At 64.7% G+C, this 22,186-nt stretch carries 23 protein-coding genes; 10 read left to right on the plus strand and 13 right to left on the minus strand.

Features of this window, described 5'->3' with window-relative positions:
* Nucleotides 1-92 precede the first annotated feature (92 nt).
* Entirely contained in the window at nt 93-665 is a 573-nt protein-coding gene (locus tag FJ959_RS28045) for a putative glycolipid-binding domain-containing protein (RefSeq protein WP_140560196.1), read from the minus strand.
* Between the two features lie 213 nt (nt 666-878).
* Between FJ959_RS28045 and ubiG the strand changes: the two genes are divergently transcribed.
* Entirely contained in the window at nt 879-1,628 is a 750-nt protein-coding gene (gene ubiG, locus FJ959_RS28050; protein ID WP_140513840.1) for a bifunctional 2-polyprenyl-6-hydroxyphenol methylase/3-demethylubiquinol 3-O-methyltransferase UbiG, read from the plus strand.
* Nucleotides 1,629-1,634: 6 nt separating this feature from the next.
* Here ubiG and FJ959_RS28055 read toward each other — a convergent pair whose 3' ends face one another.
* Nucleotides 1,635-2,549: a DMT family transporter gene (locus tag FJ959_RS28055; protein WP_140513841.1), complete on the minus strand. Its 915-nt coding sequence runs from the start codon at nt 2,547-2,549 to the stop codon at nt 1,635-1,637.
* Nucleotides 2,550-2,647: 98 nt separating this feature from the next.
* On the opposite strand from FJ959_RS28055, the gene FJ959_RS28060 reads away from it, so the two are divergent.
* Entirely contained in the window at nt 2,648-3,133 is a 486-nt protein-coding gene (locus FJ959_RS28060; RefSeq protein ID WP_140500921.1) for a MarR family transcriptional regulator, read from the plus strand.
* A 4-nt stretch (nt 3,134-3,137) separates the two neighbouring features.
* Here the strand turns inward: FJ959_RS28060 and FJ959_RS28065 are convergent, their stop codons facing one another.
* From FJ959_RS28065 to FJ959_RS28080, 4 genes are read right to left on the minus strand one after another with little or no spacing between them, the layout of a single operon-like run.
* Complete coding sequence (locus FJ959_RS28065) at nt 3,138-3,563, minus strand: DUF1178 family protein (protein WP_140500920.1); 426 nt, start codon at nt 3,561-3,563, stop codon at nt 3,138-3,140.
* Complete coding sequence (locus FJ959_RS28070; protein WP_140633239.1) at nt 3,560-4,420, minus strand: carbon-nitrogen hydrolase family protein; 861 nt, start codon at nt 4,418-4,420, stop codon at nt 3,560-3,562. Before FJ959_RS28070 ends, FJ959_RS28065 begins: the two co-directional genes overlap by 4 nt.
* A gap of 10 nt (nt 4,421-4,430) precedes the next feature.
* Nucleotides 4,431-4,700: a glutaredoxin 3 gene (gene grxC, locus FJ959_RS28075; RefSeq protein WP_140633242.1), complete on the minus strand. Its 270-nt coding sequence runs from the start codon at nt 4,698-4,700 to the stop codon at nt 4,431-4,433.
* A gap of 27 nt (nt 4,701-4,727) precedes the next feature.
* Entirely contained in the window at nt 4,728-5,528 is an 801-nt protein-coding gene (locus tag FJ959_RS28080) for a ComF family protein (protein ID WP_140500963.1), read from the minus strand.
* Between the two features lie 66 nt (nt 5,529-5,594).
* Here FJ959_RS28080 and FJ959_RS28085 point away from each other — a divergent pair, with 66 nt between their 5' ends.
* On the plus strand, nt 5,595-6,467 hold the full coding sequence (locus FJ959_RS28085; protein WP_140560194.1) for a methyltransferase domain-containing protein: 873 nt from the start codon (nt 5,595-5,597) through the stop codon (nt 6,465-6,467).
* Nucleotides 6,468-6,494: 27 nt separating this feature from the next.
* Here the strand turns inward: FJ959_RS28085 and FJ959_RS28090 are convergent, their stop codons facing one another.
* The 5 genes from FJ959_RS28090 to argJ form a co-directional block, all read right to left on the minus strand.
* Nucleotides 6,495-6,674 carry a Flp family type IVb pilin gene (locus tag FJ959_RS28090; RefSeq protein WP_140500916.1) on the minus strand — a complete coding sequence of 60 codons (180 nt, stop codon included), beginning with the start codon at nt 6,672-6,674 and terminating at the stop codon, nt 6,495-6,497.
* 109 nt (nt 6,675-6,783) lie between these two features.
* Nucleotides 6,784-7,098 (minus strand): hypothetical protein, encoded by a 315-nt coding sequence (locus FJ959_RS28095; protein WP_140500915.1) that lies wholly within the window; start codon nt 7,096-7,098, stop codon nt 6,784-6,786.
* 145 nt (nt 7,099-7,243) lie between these two features.
* Nucleotides 7,244-7,666: a (deoxy)nucleoside triphosphate pyrophosphohydrolase gene (locus FJ959_RS28100; protein WP_140633245.1), complete on the minus strand. Its 423-nt coding sequence runs from the start codon at nt 7,664-7,666 to the stop codon at nt 7,244-7,246.
* 8 nt (nt 7,667-7,674) lie between these two features.
* Nucleotides 7,675-8,427 carry a GNAT family N-acetyltransferase gene (locus tag FJ959_RS28105; RefSeq protein ID WP_140500961.1) on the minus strand — a complete coding sequence of 251 codons (753 nt, stop codon included), beginning with the start codon at nt 8,425-8,427 and terminating at the stop codon, nt 7,675-7,677.
* A gap of 29 nt (nt 8,428-8,456) precedes the next feature.
* Nucleotides 8,457-9,698 carry a bifunctional glutamate N-acetyltransferase/amino-acid acetyltransferase ArgJ gene (gene argJ, locus FJ959_RS28110; protein WP_140500913.1) on the minus strand — a complete coding sequence of 414 codons (1,242 nt, stop codon included), beginning with the start codon at nt 9,696-9,698 and terminating at the stop codon, nt 8,457-8,459.
* A gap of 387 nt (nt 9,699-10,085) precedes the next feature.
* Between argJ and FJ959_RS28115 the strand changes: the two genes are divergently transcribed.
* Nucleotides 10,086-10,685 carry a TetR/AcrR family transcriptional regulator gene (locus FJ959_RS28115; protein ID WP_140500912.1) on the plus strand — a complete coding sequence of 200 codons (600 nt, stop codon included), beginning with the start codon at nt 10,086-10,088 and terminating at the stop codon, nt 10,683-10,685.
* A 64-nt stretch (nt 10,686-10,749) separates the two neighbouring features.
* Here the strand turns inward: FJ959_RS28115 and FJ959_RS28120 are convergent, their stop codons facing one another.
* Nucleotides 10,750-11,676, minus strand: a complete 927-nt coding sequence (locus tag FJ959_RS28120; protein ID WP_140558156.1) for a peptidylprolyl isomerase — start codon at nt 11,674-11,676, stop codon at nt 10,750-10,752.
* A 258-nt stretch (nt 11,677-11,934) separates the two neighbouring features.
* On the opposite strand from FJ959_RS28120, the gene secA reads away from it, so the two are divergent.
* Nucleotides 11,935-14,667, plus strand: coding sequence for a preprotein translocase subunit SecA (gene secA / locus FJ959_RS28125; RefSeq protein ID WP_140500910.1), 2,733 nt, complete (start codon nt 11,935-11,937; stop codon nt 14,665-14,667).
* A gap of 58 nt (nt 14,668-14,725) precedes the next feature.
* Here the strand turns inward: secA and FJ959_RS28130 are convergent, their stop codons facing one another.
* A complete protein-coding gene (locus FJ959_RS28130; protein WP_140633328.1) occupies nt 14,726-17,311 on the minus strand; it encodes an AAA family ATPase in 2,586 nt (861 codons plus the stop codon).
* Between the two features lie 215 nt (nt 17,312-17,526).
* Between FJ959_RS28130 and FJ959_RS28135 the strand changes: the two genes are divergently transcribed.
* The 5 genes from FJ959_RS28135 to FJ959_RS28160 all read left to right on the plus strand — a co-directional run bounded on the left by FJ959_RS28135 (nt 17,527) and on the right by FJ959_RS28160 (nt 21,836).
* Complete coding sequence (locus FJ959_RS28135; protein ID WP_140500909.1) at nt 17,527-17,799, plus strand: DUF4242 domain-containing protein; 273 nt, start codon at nt 17,527-17,529, stop codon at nt 17,797-17,799.
* 418 nt (nt 17,800-18,217) lie between these two features.
* Nucleotides 18,218-18,715: a hypothetical protein gene (locus tag FJ959_RS28145; protein ID WP_140633251.1), complete on the plus strand. Its 498-nt coding sequence runs from the start codon at nt 18,218-18,220 to the stop codon at nt 18,713-18,715.
* A 57-nt stretch (nt 18,716-18,772) separates the two neighbouring features.
* The gene (locus FJ959_RS28150; protein WP_140633254.1) at nt 18,773-18,979 is read left to right on the plus strand and encodes a DUF1127 domain-containing protein; all 207 of its coding nucleotides are present in this window, start codon (nt 18,773-18,775) and stop codon (nt 18,977-18,979) included.
* Nucleotides 18,980-19,155: 176 nt separating this feature from the next.
* Nucleotides 19,156-20,556: a lipopolysaccharide biosynthesis protein gene (locus FJ959_RS28155; protein WP_140633257.1), complete on the plus strand. Its 1,401-nt coding sequence runs from the start codon at nt 19,156-19,158 to the stop codon at nt 20,554-20,556.
* Nucleotides 20,556-21,836 (plus strand): GNAT family N-acetyltransferase, encoded by a 1,281-nt coding sequence (locus tag FJ959_RS28160; protein WP_140525444.1) that lies wholly within the window; start codon nt 20,556-20,558, stop codon nt 21,834-21,836. The genes FJ959_RS28155 and FJ959_RS28160 overlap by 1 nt, the downstream gene beginning before the upstream one ends.
* Nucleotides 21,837-22,186 lie beyond the last annotated feature (350 nt).

Raw genomic sequence — 22,186 nt, forward strand, 5'->3', positions numbered from 1 at the left:
GATGGCGCACAAGAAGGGCGCCACGTGCCTGCTGGACTGGAACTCCATTTTGCGCAGCGCCGCTACCGGCAAGGCTCTCAGAGCGGCGGACCTCAGCCCGGGCGGGCGACGCTCTTCCACAAATCTGGATAGTCGAGCACGAAGCCGAGTGGAGAGACCTCCAGCACCGCCTCATAGCCGAACGCCGGCGCGGCATAGGCATAGCGGGCCGGGTCGAGGCGCCGGTAGGCCTGGTCGAGCCGCGTCACTCTGAGCTCGGGAAAGGCCAGATAGGCGGCCGGTGCTGGCGTCGCCTCGCCGACGGCGAGCGCGAACCGGCGGATCGCCAGGAGGTTCGAAGCCGGCGTGAAGCCGAGATCGACGTCGATCAGGCCGGCCACCTCCGGCTGCGGCTCGCCATCCAGCGTCCAGGAGCCGTCAGTATGGCGCTCGATCCCCAGGGAAAGCTCTTGCGGGCCGAGAAAGCCCTCGATACGTGCCGAGCGCGTGTGCCAGCCGGCATCGCAATCCACCTCGTAGGCGATGCAACACGGCTTGTCGTCTTGCAGGAAGATGGCCTGCCCCTTCAGGCGGTGCCCGCCGGGCCGCTGCGAGAGCATGCAGGAATCGTGACCTTCAAGGTCGAGCCTGCGCCAAAGGATCGATGCGGTCTGAATCACGGCCATCTCCTTTTCTCAACACGATCTTCCCTTTTTCGCACGCCGCCGCTTTTTTGTTTCGGCCGAGGTGCTCCCTGAGCTGACACGTCCTGACAGGGCGCCGCCGGCAATAGAGGGCGCTTGTCGGCGGTGCCGGCCTCGCACTGTCAGCAGGCGAAAATGCAGCCTTGACTTTCCCTCCCCCACGCCCGACTTGCTAGCGTCCGAGGAGACCAATCGATGCCAGAGCCCCGACGATCGACGATCGATGCCGGAGAAGTGGAGCGCTTTTCCGCCCTTGCCGCCGAATGGTGGAACCCGAACGGCAAGTTCCGGCCGCTGCACAAGTTCAACCCCATCCGGCTTGCCTACATACGCGACCAGGTGGCAACGCGCTTCGGCCGCGATCCGCGCGCGGCACGGCCATTCGAGGGCCTGCGCTTTCTCGACATCGGTTGCGGCGGCGGCCTGCTGTGCGAGCCGATGGCGCGGCTTGGCGCCGAAGTGGTCGGCGCCGATGCTTCCGCCACCAATATCGAAGTGGCCAAATTGCACGCCGCCGAAGTCGGCGTGACGATCGACTACCGCGCCACCACGGCCGAGGACCTGGCCGACGCCGGCGAAAAATTCGACGTTATCCTCAATATGGAAGTGGTCGAGCATGTCGCCGACATCGACCTGTTCGTCGCCAAATGCGGCGAGATGGTCAAGCCCGGCGGCATCATGTTCGTGGCCACGATCAACCGCACGCTGAAGGCGCTAGGGCTGGCCATCATCGGCGCCGAATATGTGCTGCGCTGGCTGCCGCGCGGCACTCATCAGTTCGGCAAGCTGGTGCGCCCGGAAGAGCTGGAAAAGGCGCTCGGCGGCGCCGGCCTGACCGTCATCGACCGCACCGGCGTCGTCTACCACCCGCTCGCCGACCGCTGGCAGCGGTCGAAAGACATGGACGTCAACTACATGGTGCTGGCGGAAAAGGGCACGGTCTGAACCGGCTCACGCCGCCTGACTCTGCGCCCTCGCGCTGGTCCCGCTTTGCGCCTTGGTGGTGATAAACACGCCGGCCGTGATGATGACAGCGCCTGCCCAGGTCAGCAGCTGATAGTGCTCGCCGAGGAAGATCGTGCCCGCGAACAGCCCGACGGCCGCCGCCACATAGCCGATCTGGCTGAGATAGACCGGGCCGCCCACCGCCTGCAGCCGGAAGAAGAAGGCAAACATTGCCGAAGCCGACGCCATCTGCGCGACGACCACAGGCGGTACCGCGCCCAGCGGAACAAACGCTTGCCAGCCGAAAAGCGTCAGGATGCCGAGGAGAAGCAAGGTCGCCGACGCCAGATGGCTGCCCACGGCAAGCTCGATCGGGCCGGTTCCTTCGGGCCAGTCGACGGTGCGGTAGATGTTGCCCGCGGCAAGGCTGACCGGGATCAGCAACCCGATCGTTACCCAGAAATAATCGGCCGGTTGGCCAGCTTCGCCGCGTGTAAGCGCGACCATGACCGCACCGATGAAGCCGACCGCAATGCCGATGACGCCGAGCAGGTTGGGGCGCCGAACGCCAAGCAAGATCGAGAACACGAGCGTGATCACCGGCGATAGCGTGAACATGATGCCCGTATATCCCGCGCCGAGATGCGGGATGGCCGAAAACATCAAGAGGTTGGGAAAGGCATAGGACACCGCCGCCGTGACGAAGAAATAGCGCAGCTTGCGCGCCGTAAGCTTGATGCGCTCGCCACGCAGCAGGAGAGCCAGCAACAGCACGCCGCCGGCACCGAGCGAGATGACGAAGGCCCAGACCATGGCCGGAACGCCGGCGGCGGTCGCAAGCTTGCCGAACGGCAGCGTCAGGCCAAGCAGGGCGCCCGTCACGACCAGCAGGCCAAGCGCCGAATCCCAGAGAAATTTCATCTGATGGTCCTCGTCATCGTCGCCGGCACTTGGCCGCCACTTCATTTTCCGATAAGATAACGAAAAGATTCTTAACGTCAAGATACATGGCAGAATAGATGGACAGGGCGGCAAAGGCGATCGAACAATGGAACAGGGAGAGGCCGGACCTTGACGTCTCGCCGATGGGCGTGATCGGGCGGTTGAATGAAGCATCCTCGCTGATTGCCCGCGAGCGCCTCGCGCCGTTGTTTGCGCGCTATGGATTGCAGGCCGGCGAATTCGACGTGCTGGCCACGTTGCGCCGCTCGGGCGCGCCCTACGCGCTGACCCCGACCGCCCTTTACGAGGCGACGATGGTGACCTCGGGCGCCATGACCAACCGGCTCGACCGGCTCGAAACCTCAGGGTTGATCGTGCGTGGTCCGCATCCCAACGACCGGCGCGGCATCGTCGTGCGGCTGACTGAAAAAGGCCTCGCTTTGATCGACGAGGCCATTGCTGCCCACGTCGCCAACGAGCACGAGATTCTTTCCGGCCTGACGCAAGCCGAACGGGAAACGCTTTCGCGCCTGCTTGAAAAATTGATCGGCAGCGTAAGCTGACCGCTCAGTTCCGATCCTCCGGAAACACCGGGATCGGCATGAACTCGACGCCGTCCTCGGCCAGGCTCTTGGCCTCCTCCAGCGTCGCCTCGCCATAGATGCCGCGCGGGTCGGTCTCGCCGAAATGGATCTTGCGCGCTTCCTCGGCGAATTTGTCGCCGACGTAATCGGCATTCTCGCGAACCTTCTCGGCCATTGCCTTCAGTTGCGCCAGCGCCTGCTTCTGCGCCTCGCCCATGGCGAGCGCTATCGTTTCCTGCTTGCGCGCCGTCGACACGGCCGGCGCCATCAGGGCTTTCTCCACCTTGTGCGAGCCGCAGCTCGGGCAATCGACGAAGCCACGCTTCTTTTGCGTGTCGAAATCGTCATTGCTGCGGAACCAGCCCTCGAACTCGTGCTCGTTTTCGCAGATCAGGGAGAAGCGGATCAAGAGGCCGCTCCCCTGAGACGCGATGTCTCGGACGAACCGGCATTGACAGCGAAATCCCGCGCATTTTTCAGATTGGGGATCTTCTTGCGCGCCGCCAGCGACTGCGCCGGGTCGATCTCGGCGACGATCACCGCCGGCTCATTGTGCGCCGCCTCCGCGATGACGCGGCCCCACGGATCGACGATCAGCGAATGGCCATAGGTTTCGCGGCCGTCCTCGTGAAGGCCGCCTTGCGCAGCGGCCACGACATAGGCGCCGTTCTCGATGGCGCGGGCCCTGAGCAGCACGTGCCAATGCGCCTCGCCGGTTTGGCGGGTGAAGGCGGCGGGCACGGAAAGCAGGTCGGCGCCGGCTAGCGCCTCGGCGCGGAACAGTTGCGGAAACCGCAGGTCATAACAGACGGCAAAGCCCAGCTTGGCGCCTTCGATGGTCGTGACGACCGCCTCCGTGCCGGGCTCGTAGGTCGCGGATTCGCGCCAGCTCTCGCCATTGTCGAGATCGACGTCGAACATATGGATCTTGTCATAGGAGGCGAGCGTGGCGCCGTCCGGACCGAACAGCAGCGCCCGGTTGGCGAGCTTGCCGTCGGCGCGCAGGATGGCGGTCGAGCCGATATGCAGGTGGACGCCAAGTTCGCGGGCCAGTCGGCGGGCGGTCCCGACGATGATGTCCTTGTCCTCTGAGGTGAAAGACGCGGCCTTCTTGTCACGCACCAGCGCTCCGGTCATTTCCGGTGTCTGGATGTAGGTGGCCCCCTGGCCGGCTGCTTCGCGCACCAGCCGCTCGAGATCAATTGCGTTGCGCTCTGGCCTCTCGCCCGAACGCATCTGGATCGCGGCCGCCTTGAAAACACCCATCGTCATATCCTCAATTCGTCGAACCATTGGCGAGCAACTTGTCCAGCCGGCCTTGCGCCTCCAGCTCGTGGAGGTCGTCGCAGCCGCCGACATGCGTGTCGCCGACGAAAATCTGCGGAAAGGTCGTGCGGCCATGGGCGCGGAAAATCATCTCCTGGCGCAGTTCCGGCGAAAACGACGCGTCATGCTCCGTATAGGCGACGCCCTTGCGCTCGAGCAGCCGCTTGGCGGCCGTGCAGTAGCCGCACATCATGCGTGTATAGATGGTGACGTCGACCATGACGAATTTCCACTGTTTGTTGCCGACTTATATAGTCGTGGACTCGTCGGCCCGAAAGTCCCCCGGCAGCACGCGTGCGAAGGTCAGCACATCGACGGCGCCGGCCCCTGCTTTTTTCAGCGCCTTGCTGGCGGCGCGAACCGTGGCACCCGTGGTGTAGACGTCGTCGATCAAAAGCACGCGGCGGCCGGCGATCTCGATTTCCGCTTCGGCAGGCACGCGAAAGGCGGCCCGCACATTCTCCTCGCGGTCCTTGCGCTCCAGCCCGACCTGCTGGCGCGTGAGCTTGACACGCCGCATGGCCGAGGGTGCGAAAGACAGGCCGCTGAGCTCGCAGACCGCCCTCGCCAATTCCGCCGACTGGTTGAACCGCCGCCTGAAGAAGCGGCGCCAGTGCAGCGGCACCGGCACCACCACATCCGCCTCGGCAATGAGGTCGGCGCCCGCGCGCAGCATCCAGCGCGCCATCCACGGCGCCAGGTCGGTGCGATCCTGGTATTTCAGCCCCTGCACCATCTGGCGGGCGACGCCGGAATACGCGACGGCCGCCCGCGCCCGCTCGAAGGGCGGCGGATCGGCGATCGCCTCGGCGGACAGAAAGCCCTCGCCCATATGGTGGGTGAACGGCGTGCCCATCACCGGGCACCAGGGCCGCTCCAGGAGGCGCAACTTCGGCCAGCAGGCGCCGCACAGAACGCCGGGCTGCGAGACATGCCTGCGGCAGCCGGCGCAGACAGGCGGGAACAGGATGCGCGCCGGCCAGTTCGCCGCCGACCGTGCAAGGTTCCTGATGTCCAGAGGCTTGATCTTGGGCATGGGATCGGCCACGTGGTGGGTGCTGTGCGCCACTATATCAACTCCATCGGGGAATGGACAAACAAAGGATCTGCCCGTTTGCTGCCGATAATGGACACCTCACTGTGGCTGGCGCACAAGCGGCGCGCGCTCGATCATCCGGTCGGCGGCGCGGACTTCCTGATGCGGCGCAGTGCCGACGATCTTGCCGACCGGCTGGGTGCCGTGGAGCGCAGGTTTAGCAGGGCAGCGGTGCTGTTTTGCCAGACGTCGGCCGCGGCCGACATCCTCGCCGCGAGCGGCAAGGTGGCGAACATCGTCCGTGTCGAGGCGGATGCGGCTTTCCTGGGCGATTCCGCCGGCATGGTCGCGCCGCTGGAAACCGTGCCCTTCGAGCCGCAAAGCCTCGACCTGGCGGTGTCGCTCCTGTCGCTGCAGGCCATGAACGACATTCCCGGCATGCTGGTGCAGATCCGCCGTGCGCTGCGTCCGGACGGGCTTTTCCTCGGTGCCTTCGCCGGCGCCGGCACGCTCGGCGAGTTGCGTGAAAGCCTGCTGGCGGCCGAGACCGAGCTTCACGGCGGCGCCAGCCCGCGCGTCATTCCGTTCACCGACGTTCGCGACGCGGGAGCGCTGCTGCAGCGCGCCGGCCTCGCTCTGCCGGTCGCCGATGTCGAGACGGTGACGGTGCGCTATGACAGTCTTTTCAACCTGATGGCCGATTTGCGCGCCATGGGCGAAACCAGCGCGCTTGCCGATCGCAGCCGGCGGCCGGGCACACGCCAGCTGTTCGCCCGCGCCGCGCAAATCTACGCCGAGCGGTTTTCGGATCCCGACGGCCGCATCCGCGCAAGCTTTTCGATGGTCTGGATGTCCGGCTGGGCGCCCGATGCATCGCAGCAAAAGCCGCTCAAGCCGGGTTCGGCCAAGATCTCGCTGAAGACTGTGTTGGAGCAGCCCAAGGGGCAATGACAGTGTCCGCGGACGCGGACAGCCAGATCAGGGTGCGAAAGCGTTGGCAAGCCTGCTGCCATTGTCGCTGAACAGCCAGGTGATCGCGTTGAAGACCTGGCTGATGCCGCCGACGATCGTCAGCGACAGTACGGCGACGATCAAGCCGTATTCGACGGCCGTGGCGCCCTTTTCATCGTTCAGGAAACGCAGCAGCACTGTTTTCATCACGTCGATCCCTCTTGCCGGAACCATACCGCCGACCTGTTAAGAAAGGTTAACGGCACAGGCTTAATAGGCGATGAAACCGCCGCCTCTGAAAATGTCTTGGACCCGATCAGCAGTCGCCGCTGGTCCGGCCGTCGGATCGGATGATGCAGACCGAATCGGGCTGCGGCTGAAGCACGCTGCGGCGCACCGTATAGGTATCGCGACGAGTAATCGAACCAGTGGCAGTCATGTCGAGACCGCTGGCAAAATTCCGAGCCGATTGCGAGCGCGTCTGGCTCTCGAGGAAGGGCGTTGCGATCAGGGCCAGCGCGACCGCGGCCGAACCGAACAGCAACGTGACGCGCAGCACGCCCATGCCCGCATCCGCGGCGCGAAAACTGCGGTCGGGCCGGATCGAATCCCAATCCCTGTCTAGGCTCATGCTGTCGCTCCCCAGAAAATCGCCGGCACGGCCGCGACGAGGCAGCCTTGCATCAATTTTTCATGATGAGATAAATCTTCCATTAATGCTGGCTTATGCGCCCCGCAGCTCCGCTCAGCCACAGGCCGCTAGCGGTTCTGTTCGCCTACAGGAGGTCAATCAGGAACGGGATCAGCGGAGCGTCGGCCGGCGGCATCGGGTAGTCGCGCATCTGCCTGGGCCGCACCCATTTCAGCGCCTGCCCCTCCTTCGGCTGGGCGATGCCGCGAAAGCGGCGGCAGATGAAAAGCGGCATCAAAAGATGGAAATCGTCGTAGCTATGACTGGCGAAGGTGAGCGGTGCCAGGCACGGGATCTCGGTCTCGATGCCGATCTCCTCATAGAGCTCGCGGATAAGGCATTGCTCCGGCGTCTCGCCGGGCTCGACCTTGCCGCCGGGAAACTCCCAGAGCCCGGCAAGCTGCTTGCCCTCGGGCCGCTGCGCCAGGAGCACGCGCCCGTCGGCGTCGACCAGGGCGCAGGCGACGACCAGGAGCAGGCGCTTGCCGGCGATCGTCACATCATTCATGCCCGATTTCACCCATGAACAGGCGGCCGGCGGTAGTGGTAGCGATAGACCTCGTCGAAGCCGAGAGAATGATAGAGCGCCAGCGCCGGCACATTGCCGGCCTCGACCTGCAGCCAGGCTTCCCGCGCGCCGCGCAGCCGCGCCCATTTCAGCGCCGACAGGATCAGGTTGCGACCGTGGCCCTTGTTGCGTGCCGACTTGTCGGTGGCGACCTCGAACAGGCCGGCGAGATCGCCGTCATGGACGCAGATCAGCGTCGCCAGTGGTTCCGCTCCAGCCTCGAGCGCGAACAGCCCGGCCTCGGGCTGGATGGCGCCGATGATCTCCGACAGGCCTGGCCGCAGCGACGCGTCCGAGCCGCTGACCTTGAGCGACGCGCCGATGAAGCGGCTGATGTCCTTCAACGGGATCTGGTCCATGGCGGCGTCGAGTTGCGCATCCGCCAGCGGCAGCCGCATCACCAGCGATTCGTCGAACCGACTCCAACCCTCGCGGTCGAGATGGCTGGCCAGATCCGGCCCCGATAACGGCGACATGCGGAAGGTCAGCGGACGGCCATAGGCATCGAAACGGCGGCTGGCGCGGCCGATGCGGTCGGCGATGTGCTGGGTGTCGCCGGGATCGAGCGGATTGACCGAATTCAGCCGCTTGGCCGGATGTCCGGCCGTCAGCCGCACCACCCAGGTGCCGTCATAATGGACTGCCGCCGCGGGCCAGGCGCGGAACCCGGCCGCCTCATAGCGGCGCACTGTCGCCAGCATGCTGGCCGGATGTTTGGAAACCAAGTCCGTCAGCTCCGGTAGTCGCCATTGATGGCGACGTATTCCTTGGTGAGGTCGCAGGTCCACACCGTCGCCTTGCCGCGGCCGATGCCGATATCGGCGCGGATGCGGATGTCGTCGCGCTTCATATACGCCGAGGTCGCTTCCTCCGAATAGGCCGGATCGCGCTCGCCCTCATGCGCCAGCCTGTTATCGCCGAACCAGATCGACAGGCGGTCGCGGTCGGCCGGCTCGCCGGCCTTGCCGACGGCCATGACGACGCGGCCCCAATTGGCGTCCTCGCCGGCGACCGCCGTCTTGACCAGCGGCGAATTGGCGATCGAGAGCGCGATGCGCTTGGCCGAGCGTGCCGATTTCGCGCCGGTAACGGTGACTTCGACCTGCTTGCGGGCGCCCTCACCGTCGCGCACCACTTGCAGCGCCAGCGACTTCAGCACTTTGCCGAGCGCACGGCGGAAGGCCCCCAGACGGGCATCCTTGGGGTCGGTTATCTCCGGCGCGCCGCGTTTGGCGGCCTTTCCGGTGGCGAAGAGCAGCAGCGTGTCGCTGGTGGAGGTGTCGCTGTCGACGGTCACCGCGTTGAAGGTCTTGGCCGTGCCACGCGACAGCAGATCCTGCAGCACGGGGGCAGCGATCGGCGCATCGGTGGCGACAAAGGACAGCATCGTGGCCATGTCGGGTGCGATCATGCCGGCGCCCTTGGAAATGCCGTTGATGGTGACATCGGTCTCGCCGAGCTTGACGGTCTGCGTCGCCACCTTCGGATAAGTGTCCGTGGTCATGATGGCCTTGGCCGCCTCGGTCCACAGGTCGGGCTTGCCGTTGCTGACCAGACCAGCCAGCAGGTGGCTGAACTTGGTTGTGTCAAGCGGCTCGCCGATGACACCGGTCGAGGCCAGGAACACCTCGCCTGGCGTGCAGCCGGCAGCCTTGGCTGCCGCTTCGCCCGTCAGCGCGGTGGAGTCCCGGCCCTTCTTGCCGGTGAAGGCATTGGCGTTGCCGGAATTGACGACGAGCACCCGGGCCTTGCCCGCGGCAAGGTTCTGCCGGCAGAAATCGACTGGCGCCGAGGGGCATTTCGACTTTGTGAACACGCCGGCGACCGCCGTGCCGGGCTCGAAGACCATGGCCAGGAGATCGGTGCGGTTCTTGTATTTTATCCCCGCTTCGGCGGTGGCGATGCGCACCCCCTCGATCTCAGGCATCTTGGGGTATTTCTTCGGCGCGAGCGGCGAAATCGTCGTGGACATGGAACCTCGGACGGGAAAAATCGGCGGAGAAACGCCGGTTTGCCCGATACGGCGCGCCCGCGCAAGGCGTTTTGGTGGCGGCGTGAGAACCGGAATTGGCCTTGACCGGTTCGCAGCCGGCTCCGTTGCAGTTCGCTGGCACCGCCCCGCCCAGGTTGCGATCTCTCCCGAGGGCAGCTTCTGACCCTGGCCCTGGTATTTCTGGGAGCCGTTGCGACTCGGCGCGGGAGCGCGGGCAGAGTTGGTCAGCACCGATGGCGGCCTGCGCATCGTGCGGGGGGGACATGGCAGGCAAAATGTCTCCTGCGTCAGCCGCCAAGAACGGGCCGTTTCGTTCCATCGTCGGATCACTTATATTGCCGGCCTAACCGACGCGAGGGCGACAGGATGGCCGAAGAGGCGGATACGACGCGTAAATCCATTGGTGCGCGGCGCAATCCCGACAGCGCGGAAGCCATTCTCGATGCCGCCGAGGCGGTGTTGGTCGAGGCCGGCTATGCCGGCTTCTCGATCGAGGCCGTGGCGCGGCGGGCGCGTGCCGGCAAGCCGACCATCTATCGCTGGTGGCCGAGCAAGGCCTCGCTGCTGCTGGAGGTCTACCAGCGCCAGAAACACGTCGATGTTCCCGATACGGGAAGACTGGAAGAGGATCTCGTCGGCTTCCTCAAGAACCTGTTCGCGCACTGGCGCGAGACGTCGTCGGGCAGCGTGTTCAGGTCGCTGATCGCCGAGGCGCAGTCGGACGAAACGGCGGCCACGGCCCTTGCCGGCTATACCGGCGGGCGCCGGGCCCACACCGGCCAGATCATCGAGCGCGCCAAGGCAAGGGGCGAGGTCGCGGCCGATGTCGATCCGGCTGTGGCCGCCGACCTGGTGGCCTCCTATGCGTGGCGGCAGCTCCTGACCAACCGGCTCGACGAAGACGAGGCGACGATACGCAAGGTGGTCCGCTATCTCCTGCGAGGCATAGAGGGGCCCGACGGCTGAACTGACGCAAAAAAGGGCGCGGCGCCCTTTGGCCACCGCGCCCCTTTTTCGAGACCGTTCTGGTTTACTTGGCGCTTTCCAGCGTATCGACGGCCTTCTTCAAATTGGCGTCGGGAATTTCGACCTTGGCATCGGCGCGCAGCGACTTGACCAGCGCGAAATACTTGTCGCGGATGACCGCCTGCTTGGCCTGGTCCTTGACGTCGTCGAAGGCCGGCGGCTGCTTGGTGCGCTTGTCCTCGAGCTTGATCACATGCCAGCCGAACTGCGACTGCACCGGCTGCTCGGTGTATTTGCCGACCTCGAGCGCGAAAGCGGCCTTGTCGAATTCCGGCACCATCTGGCCAGGTCCGAACCAGCCGAGATCGCCGCCACTGGTCTTGCCGCTCGGATCCGAGGTGTGCTCGTTGGCGAGCTTCTGGAAATCGGCGCCGCCGTCGAGTTGCTTGATAATCGCCTCGGCCTCTTCCTTCGTCTTCACGAGGATGTGACGGGCATGCACCTCGTTGACCGGCGGCGTGTTGGCGATCTCCTGGTCGTAGCGGGCGCGGATCTCGGCGTCGGTGACCTTGTCGACGACGCCCTTCTCGACCATCTCGCCATGCAGCGCGCGCTGCTGCAGGAAGGCCATGCGGCGCTGGAAATCGGGATCCTTGTCGAGACCGGTCGAGACGGCCTGGGCGGCCATGACGCGGATCTCGATTGCGGCCGAAAGCGCCGCGGCGCGGCGTTGCTCGGCCGGGAGTTGCGCGAACTGCTGCGACAGCTCGCCTTCGGCAAGCACGAGATCTGCTTCGGTGAGGGGTTGGCCGTTGACGGTGGCAACCACTGTATTCGGATCGACCGGTGCCGCCGGTGCGGCCGGTGCCGCTGGTGGTGCCGGCTGGGCTGGTGCGGTTTCCTGCGCCATCAGCGGCGACAGGCAAAGAGCCGACAGGCCGACGGCCAGGCCGAGGCTGGCGAGCGACGCACGGCGGAACAACAAGGACATTAAGATGACTCCGATGAGGATGTGAAGGACGGGAGGCTTCCAGATCAGCCAGATTGTGGCCGAATTTGGCGCGACCGGCGGGCCAGCGCGGCGTTGACATCAGTTGAGCCCCCTCTTATCTGTCCAACGACTTTGCGTCCAGAACCGTTTTCCGGGCGCTTTTTGCGTTGCCCGCATACAGGCGGCGCATTCACGTTGATTTGATGGGGCCGGCCGGCGCTCGTCTCAGTTTGAGAATTCTATCGAAAGGACCATTGGATGGTCAGTCTCGGCGGTCTCGCCCGTAAGGTTTTCGGCTCCTCCAACGACCGCAGGGTCAAGTCGACCCGGCCCCGTGTCGAGGCGATCAATGCCATGGAAAACGAGATGCGGGCGCTCTCCGATGCAGAGCTCGCCGGCCGCACGGAAAAATTCCGCCAGGACATCGCCAACGGCGCCAGCCTCGAGGACCTGCTGATCCCGGCCTTCGCCACCGCCCGCGAGGCGGCGCGCCGCGTGCTCGGCATGCGCCCCTTCGACGTCCAGCTGATCGGCGGCATGGTGCTGCACAATGGCGGCATCGCCGAGATGCGCACCGGTGAGGGCAAGACGCTGGTCGCGACCTTGCCCGTTTATCTCAATGCACTGGCCGGCAATGGCGTCCACGTCGTCACCGTCAACGACTATCTCGCCACCCGCGACTCCGAATGGATGGGCCGCGTCTATAAGTTCCTCGGCCTCTCGGTCGGCGTCATCGTCCATGGCCTGTCCGACGAGGAGCGCCGCGTCGCCTACGCCGCCGACGTCACCTATGCCACCAACAACGAACTCGGCTTCGACTATCTGCGCGACAACATGAAGTACGAGCGCGCCCAGATGGTACAGCGTGGTCACAACTACGCGATCGTCGACGAAGTCGATTCCATCCTGGTCGACGAGGCGCGCACCCCGCTGATCATTTCCGGTCCCCTCGAGGACCGTTCGGAAATGTACAACACCATCGACACTTTCATCATCCAGCTGCAGCCGCAGGATTATGAGATCGACGAGAAGCAGAAGACCTCCATCTTCACCGAGGAAGGCACCGAGAAGCTCGAGAACCTGCTGCGCGACGCCGGCCTGCTCAAGGGCGAGTCGCTCTATGACGTCGAGAACGTCGCCATCGTCCATCACGTCAACAATGCGCTGAAGGCGCACCGCCTGTTCCAGCGCGACAAGGACTATATCGTGCGCAACGGCGAGATCGTCATCATCGACGAGTTCACCGGCCGCATGATGCCCGGCCGCCGCTATTCGGAAGGCCTGCACCAGGCGCTTGAAGCCAAGGAGCATGTGGCGATCCAGCCGGAGAACCAGACGCTCGCCTCCGTTACCTTCCAGAACTATTTCCGCCTCTACAAGAAGCTTTCCGGCATGACCGGCACGGCGCTGACCGAGGCCGAGGAATTCGGCAACATCTACGGCCTCGAAGTCACCGAGATCCCGACCAACCTGCCGGTCATCCGCAAGGACGAGGACGACGAGGTCTACCGGACGGTCGAGGAAAAATACAAGGCGATCGTCAAGGAGATCCGCGAAGCCAGCGCCAAGGGCCAGCCGACGCTGGTCGGCACCACCTCGATCGAGAAGTCCGAGCAACTGGCCGAGCGGCTGCGCAAGGAAGGTTTTAAGGATTTCGAGGTGCTGAACGCCCGCCATCACGAGCGCGAGGCGGCGATCGTCGCCCAGGCGGGCAAGCCCGGCGCCATCACCATCGCCACCAACATGGCCGGCCGCGGCACCGACATCAAGCTCGGCGGCAATGCCGAGATGCGCATCGCCGAGGAACTGGGCGACATGCCCGAAGGGCCCGAGCGCGAGGCGCGGGAAAAGGAAATCTATGCCGACGTCGAGCGCCTGAAGGAAAAGGCGCTGGCTGCCGGCGGCCTCTACGTGCTCGCCACCGAACGCCACGAGTCACGCCGCATCGACAACCAGCTTCGTGGCCGCTCCGGCCGCCAGGGCGACCCCGGCCGCTCGAAATTCTTCCTGTCGCTGCAGGACGATCTGATGCGCATCTTCGGCTCCGAGCGCATGGACGGCATGTTGCAGAAGCTCGGCCTCAAGGAAGACGAGGCCATCATCCATCCCTGGATCAACAAGGCGCTGGAAAAGGCGCAGAAGAAGGTCGAGGCGCGCAACTTCGACATCCGCAAGAATCTTCTGAAATATGACGACGTTTCCAACGACCAGCGCAAGGTCGTGTTCGAACAGCGCATCGAGCTGATGGACGGCGAAGGCCTGTCGGAGACCATTGCCGAGATGCGCGAAGGCGTTATCGACGAGATCGTCGCCAAGGCCATTCCCGAGAACGCCTATGCCGAGCAGTGGGATGTCGCCGGGTTGAAGGCCGAGGTCGCCGAGTTCCTCAATCTCGACCTGCCGATTGAGGAATGGGTCAAGGAAGAAGGCATCGCCGAGGACGACATTCGCGAGCGCATCACGCAAGCCGCCGACGCCGCCGCCAAGGAGCGCGCCGAGCGCTTCGGGCCCGAGGTGATGACCTATGTCGAGCGCTCCGTGGTGCTGCAGACGCTCGACCATCTGTGGCGCGAGCACATCGTTAATCTCGACCATCTGCGTTCGGTTGTCGGCTTCCGCGGCTACGCCCAGCGCGATCCTTTGCAGGAATACAAGAGCGAGGCGTTCGAGCTGTTCCAGGCGATGCTGGGCAATCTGCGCCAGGCCGTCACCGCGCAGCTGATGCGCGTCGAACTGGTCCGCCAGGCTGCCGAGGCCCCGCCGCCGGAAGCCCCCGACATGTTCGGCACGCATATTGACGGTACCACCGGCGAGAACGATTTCGAAGGCGGCGAAACCGCCCTTCTGGTGCGCCAGGAAAGCAACGCCATCGTCGCCCCCGAAGACCGCGACCCCAACAACCCCGCCACCTGGGGCAAGGTCGGCCGCAACGAAGCGTGCCCCTGCGGCTCCGGCAAGAAATACAAGCACTGCCACGGCGCTTTCGCGTAAGGAAAACCTGCAGGGCTCACATTCCCGGATTTCTGATCCGGGCGCGATTCCTACGTGCTCAGATCAGCCCGGAATCGCGCGCGGCGGCGGTCGCCTCGCCACGCGAAATGGCGTCCAGCTTGCCCAGCACCGCCGAGACATGATGATCGACGGTCTTCGGTGAGATGGTCAGGTGCTCGGCTATTCTCTTGTTGGAAAAACCGCGTTCGATCAGTTGCAGGACCTGCATCTGGCGCAGCGTCAGGCCAGCTTGATTGGCGCGCGTGCTCTGCCGCGGTCCCCTTGCAATGTTATTGACGCCATTCTGCCGCATGACGGCGCGGACGTGCTGGGCGACCGGCCGGGCACCGAGCCCCTCGAATATATCCAGGGCCAGGCGCAGGGCCGGCTCGTCGCCGCGCAGCAGGGCGAGCGCCTGCTCGAACGGAGCACCCAGCCGGGCCCACAGCGTCGCGGCACCGTGCCAATCGCCGGCGAGCAGCAGGCGATAGGGCTCCGCCATGCCGGTCGTATCGCCAGGGTCGCTTTCAGGCGACAAGAGCAGCCGCCAGACGGCCAGTTCGGCGAACATCGCCCTCGTCGGCGACAGGCTTTCTGCCAGCTCGATCAGGCGAAGCGCCTCACTGGCGTCGCCTTGCCCAAGCCATGCCAGTTCGGCCATCGACGCCGTGTAAGGCACCAGCCGCTGCAGCTCCATTCCCCTGTCCAGGAACCGCTTCATTTCCTCCAGCACCGGCCCAGCCGGATCGCCTCGCCTTATGCGCAGTTTCGCCAGCGCGACCAGGGATGGGTAACGCACCAGGGCTGTCGTTGCAGCATCGTCGATGACGTCGAGAGCCATGGCCGCCGCATCGTCCCAAAGGCCGCGTCGCAAAAGCAGCTGCGCCTGCACGCCCCGCATATAGTCGCGCCAGGTCGCGAGGTCGTTCTCAACGCAATAGGCAATGCCGCGGTCGAGAAAGGATTGCGCGCGCACAAGATCGAGCTGGTTCATTTCGGCGCAGGCGCAATTGGTGAAGCCGCGTGCCGCGTGCTCCTGGAAATTCTGCACGAGCGCGATTTCAAGGCTGCGGGCGAGGTGCAGCCGGCCCTTGGCCAGGTCAAGCCACTGCTCGGCCGAACCAAGATTGTTGAGCGCGTGGCAGATTATCTCCGGCTTGTTCAACCGTTCGGCCAGAGCGACTGCCTTGCCGCCAAGCAGCAGCGTCTCATCGAGCTTCTCGGCCAGCATCGCCAGCTGCGAGAGATTGGAATAGGCCATGGCAAGCTCCGGACTGGCAGGCGCCTGTTCCAGCAGTTCCACTGCCTGGGCCCCGAACAGGTCCGCCTGTTCGCGGTCACCCACCAGATAGGCGAAGCGCGACAGGCATCTGAGGCTGTCGCCCTCCCTGAGCGTGTCGCCCAGCGCCTGCTGTAGCCGGCGCGCCTGGCTCTGCGCCTCGATGGCCGCATCGATGCGGCCGATCAGATGGCATTCAAACGCATATCCTTCGTAAAGCCTCGCCCGGTCGCTCATCGGCAGGCTGTCGGCATGCCGCAAGGCGACCTCGTAGTAGCCGGCGGCATCGCGATGCGCGCCGACGCGGGAAGCCTCGCGCGCTGCGAGCGGGGCAAGCTCGCGCACCGCCTCAAGATTCTGGGCCTCCACCGCATGGTGCACAAGCCTTGCGGTAGTCACCTCGGCGTTTTCCTGCAGTGCGGAAAGCGCGCGTTGGTTGAATTCGCGCCGACGGCTCGAGGTCAGCGCCATCTCGATGGCGCGACGGGCGATCTCGTGCCGGAAGGCGTAGCCATCGCCGAGATCGTCGAGCAAGCCATTCGAGACACATTCCGCCAGCTGGCCGGCGCTGGCGACGCCACAGAGGCCGCGCAGCGCCCAGGCATCGGCGCGGCGTGGAAACACAGACACCGCGTCGAGCATCGAGCGCGCTCCCGGCGACAGGCGCTCGGCACGCGCCAGCACGGCGTCGCGGACGCTGGCCGGCGGGATCATCTCGCTTTCGGCAGCCAGCAATTCGGTGACGAAGAAGGCGTTGCCCGCGGTGGCGCGATAGATTGCGCTGCCGTCGCGGTTGGCTGCTTCGGCAAGCGACAACACCGCCGCCTCGCTGAGCAGTGGCACTTCGATGCGCTGGACGTTGCCGGCTGGAATTTCGCCGAGCACCCGGCGCGCACGCATCTGCCCTTCGCTGCGGTCGGTGCGTGCCGTGAACAGCACCAGCATATGTGTGTTGGTGATGCGCCGGCCCAGGAAACGGACGAAATCCAGGGTCGCGTCGTCGGCCCAGTGCATATCCTCGATGACCAGCAAACCCGGCCGAGACCTCGCCTCGAAAACCTCGAGAGCGTCTGAAAACAGGGGCAGCCGCTGACCTTGGCGGTCGTCGATTGCCCGGGGCAGTGCCCACTGCGCGTCCCGGGCCAGATCATAGAGCGGTCCCAGCGGATCGGGAATCGACAGGTCTTCGCAAGCGCTGCGGAATATGGAAACGTGCTGCCCGGCACGGGTTACGAACGCCTCGACGAGTGCCGTCTTGCCGGCGCCGGCCTCGCCCAGCAATGCCGCCACGCGGCCGCGACCGCGCGCGGCCTCCGCGAGCAGTTCCTCCAACTGATCGAGTTGTGCCTGCCGTTCCAGAAGCATCGTCACTGGCCCATAAGTATCGTCGTCCCTCGACCCTTCTCCAAAATACCCCCGCTTCGGTATCCGCAGTGTGGCTCCCAGACCAAACGTCGAAAACATAGGGAATCGTCCCGCGCAATATGGGGAAAGGCTCCGATGTGCGCTTTCGACGATCGTGATTTTTCTCCAACCGCGCTCATTTCGAGCGTGAATCAGTCACAAAAGGAAGCCACTCCATGCCTCGCTATCTGATCGAACGGACATTCCCCGACGGGCTCAACGTGCCGACGAACGACGTCGGCGCGACGGCGCTCGGCGGCATCATCATGCGCAACGCCGAGAAGGGGGTCACCTGGCTGCACTCCTTCGTGTCGCCCGACAGGAACAAGAGTTTCTGCATCTACGACGCCCCCTCGCCGGAGGCGATCCGTAGCACGGCGCAGAAGAATTCGCTACCGGTGGACAAGATCACGGAGGTGAGGGTCCTGGACCCTTACTTTTATCGCTGACCCTATGGACCAAGGATGGAACAATGAGCGTGAGATCGTCCTGGGCAGCGATGGGTGTCGGCTTTCCGTGCTGTTTCCTCCCGAAACGGCAGCCGCCGTCGTGGCGTTCGACCATGCACCCTCCCGGCGTGGTCTCGCATCGCGGATTGTCTCCGCGCTGCTCGCGCCATTGCGAAGCCGGCGCAGGCGCCTGCCACCGCAAGACGATTATTTAAGGCGGGACGTCGGCCTGCCGGAGCACGAGATGCGGCGGGACTACTGGGAATACTGGGGGTGGCATCAATGAGACCGCCGCCCGGCTAGAGAGGAACGGATCGGACCCGTCCCGCAACTGACGATCCAACGCGCAGGCAGGGCAGCAGGGCCTTACAGGCCGGTCCTGCCGCCTGCGCGTCACCAACAACCAATGGAGAATAAAATGAACGTCAATTTCTGGCGCCTTGCCGCGCTGTCCATCATGGCGATCACCGCCACTGCCGCATCTGCGGATAGTGGCAATCGGCTGGCCGCCGAGGTGCGGGCGGCCAACGGCCGCTTCGTGAATGTCGCGGCGGCCACCGCCGAGGGCTATGCGCCGATTCCCTGCGCCAGCGGCATCACCGGCGGCGCGATGGGCATTCACTACGTCAACGGCGCCTATCTTAAGGATGATGCCGTCGACCTCGCCAAGCCGGAGGCCGTGATGTACGAGCCGATGGCCGATGGCAAGCTGAAGCTGGTGGCCGTCGAATATATCACCGCGAAGGGTCCCGCGTCGCTCGAAGGCCAGCTGTTCAACTTTGACAGCGCTCCCAACCGCTACGGCCTCGGCCCCTTCTACGAACTTCATGTCTGGGCCTGGAAGCCGAACCCGACCGGCGCCTTCGCCGACATGAACCCGAATGTCTCATGCGACGCCATGAAAAAGGCCGACTGACGGCACCGCCTGCCGGAACAGTGCCGGCAGGCCTTTTACGCGTCGCGAGGAGAAACCATGCCCGAGATAGCTATCTTCCTGGCAAGGCTGCGCGCCCCACCATGGCGGCTGATGGCCATCCTCGCTTGGCTGGCGCGCGGACAGCGCCTCCGACATGAGCGGCGTCACCTGGAGGCGATGCCCGATTTCATGCTGAAAGACATCGGCATCAGCCGTTCCGAGATCGACTATGTCGCAACTCACGGCGAAGCGCGCCGCTCTTAGGCTTGGCTGGGAGTTGGAACGACAGAGCGCCTGTCTCCCACTTGCGGCATGGAACCCACACCGGTCGTCCTCGCTCGCCCCTCTGCCATTGTGCATGCCTCTCCCACCCACCCTTTCTTAAGGTGTCTCCGCTACACCAAAGCCTGAAAAGAAGCGGAAAACGGAGAACAATCGGGGTGCGCTTTTCCGCGGCCACGACAGCCGGGCGGTTCTTGCCGCAGCGTTTGGCGCTGCGCGTGGAGCCGTTGCTTGGCCGCGTCGACGCCGTGCTGTTCACCGCCGACGAGCGCGGCGAGGCCGGCCGCATGTCGGTCATTGCCTTTTCCATCCGCATCGTCAGCGCCGTCATCGCCTTCGTCAGCCAGGTGTTGATGGCACGCTGGATGGGCTCGTTCGAATACGGCATCTTCGTCCTTGTCTGGGTGACCATGGTCATCGTCGGCAATCTCGCCTGCCTCGGCTTCCACACCTCGGTTATCCGCTTCATTCCCGAATACCGCGAGCGCGGCCTCATTGACGAGTTGCGCGGTATCGTCGTGGCCAGCCGCCTGTTCGTCCTGATCGCTTCGACGGTCATCGCCGGGCTCGGCGCACTCGGCGTGTGGCTCGCTTCGTCATGGACTGAAAACTACTATGTCCTGCCGTTCATCCTCGGCGTCATCTGCCTGCCGATGATAGCGCTGTCGGACCTGCTGCAAGGCCAGGCCAGGGCGAACAGCTGGGCGCTGTTCGCCCTGGCGCCGACCTATCTGATACGGCCCGTGCTGATCCTGCTGTTCATGGCGCTGATGCTTTTCGCCGGCTACGCGCCCGACGCGAAGACCGCGATCTTCGCCTCGATCGCCGCCACTTACGTCACCACGCTCGCCCAGCTTATCGGCGTCACCCGGCGCATGGAAAAGCAGATTCCGGCCGGGCCGCTGAAGGTGCATTTCGCACAATGGTTCATTGTCTCGCTGCCGATCTTCCTGGTCGAAAGCTTCTTTTTCCTGCTCACCAATGCCGACGTGCTGATGGTCGGCGCCTATATGGACCCCAACGACGTCGCCGTCTATTTCGCCACGGTCAAGACACTGGCGCTGGTGCATTTCGTCTACTTCGCCGTCAAGGCAGGCGTCGCTCAGCGCTATGCCCAGTTCACCCATGGCGAGCCGGAAAAGCTCGCCGCCTTCGCCCGCGAGACGGTGTCGTGGACCTTCTGGCCATCGCTCGCCATGGCGCTGCTGGTGCTGGCGCTTGGCAAACCGATGCTGATGCTGTTCGGTCCCGAATTCACATCGGGTTATCCGCTTCTGTTCCTGCTCGTCTTCGGCGTCGTGGCGCGCGCCGCCGTGGGCCCGTGCGAAAGCCTGCTCACCATGAGCGGCAACCAGAATGTCTGCGCCGCCGTCTATGCCATGACGCTGGCCTTCAACATTGGCCTGAACGTGGTGCTGATCCCGCTCTTCGGCCTGTGGGGCGCCGCAATGGCCACCGCCTTCGCCATGATCTTCGAGGCCGGCGCGCTGTCCTTCACGGTCTGGCGCAAGCTCGGCATCGTCATGGCGATCTTCGTGCCAGCCAAAGGAGCCGCGTGATGGCCGCCATCCCCTTGCTCGAGGAAACCAGCGGCGGCCCCGCCGGCGCCATGGTGTCCGGCCTTGCCGGACTGGGGCGTGACACCGACCCGGCCCATATCGAGATCCTCGCCAACAACCGGCCCGAGCGGAAACTGGCCATCTATCCGGCGTCGGCCGGGTTCGACCTCGTCGAGGAGCTGGATTATCTGTGCGCCCGCACCATCGAGCCCAACGTCTTCTTCAACCCGCGTTTCCTCGCGCCCGCAATGCCCCGGCTGGAAGACCGCGAGGTGCGTCTGGCCGTCATCCGTGACGGCGATGAATACCGCAACCGGCTACGCCTTCTGGTGCCGTTCTCGGTGGAGCGGCCGGTGGTGCCGCTCGGGGTTCCGGTCATGCGCACATGGTCGAGCCCGTTCGGCCCGCTCGGCACCCCGCTGGTCGACCGCGACGATCCGGTCGGTGTCCTCGAGGATTTCTTCTCGATGCTGTCGCGCCCGCATCTGAAGCTGCCGAAAGTGTTCGTCCTGCCCGACATCAGGCTCGACGGCGCGGTGGCGAGCCTGGTTGCCACCGTGGCCGAAACGCGTGGCCTGATGTTGGTCACCACCGGTCACGCCCAGCGTCCGCTGCTCGAGAGCGAACGCGACGCCGAGGACTATCTGAAGGCTTCGCTGCGCGCGCACCATTACCGCGAGTTCCGCCGCCTCAAGCGGCGGCTGGGCGACCTCGGCAAGCTTGAACATGTCGTGGCGCGCGGCCCCGACGAGATCCGTCACGCCATCGAGAGCTTCCTGACGCTGGAGGCGGCCGGCTGGAAGGGCCGCGAGCGCACGGCCATGGCGATCGACCGCTACCGCGCCGCCTTCGCCCGCGAGGCCGTGCACAGGCTGGCCGAGCAGGACCTGTGCCGCATCCATTCGCTGACGCTCGACGGCCGCACCATTGCGTGCCTGATCGTCTTCGTCGAAGCCGGCGTTGCCTACACCTGGAAGACGGCCTACGACGAAACTCTGGCCGGCTATTCGCCAGGCACGCTGCTGATGATCGAGGTGACCAGGCAGCATCTCGACGACCCCAACATCATGATGACCGATTCCTGTGCCGTGCCCGACCATCCAGTGATGAGCAGGCTGTGGACCGAGCGCAAGCCGATGGGCACGCTGGTGATCGGCCTGACGCCGGACGCCGACCGTCTCGCCCGCCAGGCGGCCTCGCAACTGCATCTCTACCGGGAGACCCGCAACATGGCCCGCCTGCTGCGCAACCGGATGAAGAGCCTGCTCAAGAGACGATAGACGCGCTCGCATCTTCTGGAGCGCGTGGATGCTTGCTTCAAGCCTGAGCATTTGGTTGCTTCATGGGATAAACAGTCACTGTATTGATAGCGTTTATTCGCCAGCGCCTACTTGAGCAACAGTCACAATCTTTCAACAAAGCGCGACAAAGGTGATGCGATTTTTGGTATAATTCATGTCGCTTGCCGGCGGCGCATCCGTTTTTCTTCAGCGCTTTTCCTCGTGGCGGACATCAGAATTAGCTAATTCATTCGAACATATAAAGGACATTCACGGAACTTAAGTGGTAACATAAGACCTTTGGGACCAGACCCTGGGACTTTGGTCCGCCTTCACGAAATCCGGCAGCG

Origin of the sequence: Mesorhizobium sp. B2-2-4, assembly GCF_006442375.1 — a bacterium.
Lineage (GTDB): Bacteria > Pseudomonadota > Alphaproteobacteria > Rhizobiales > Rhizobiaceae > Mesorhizobium.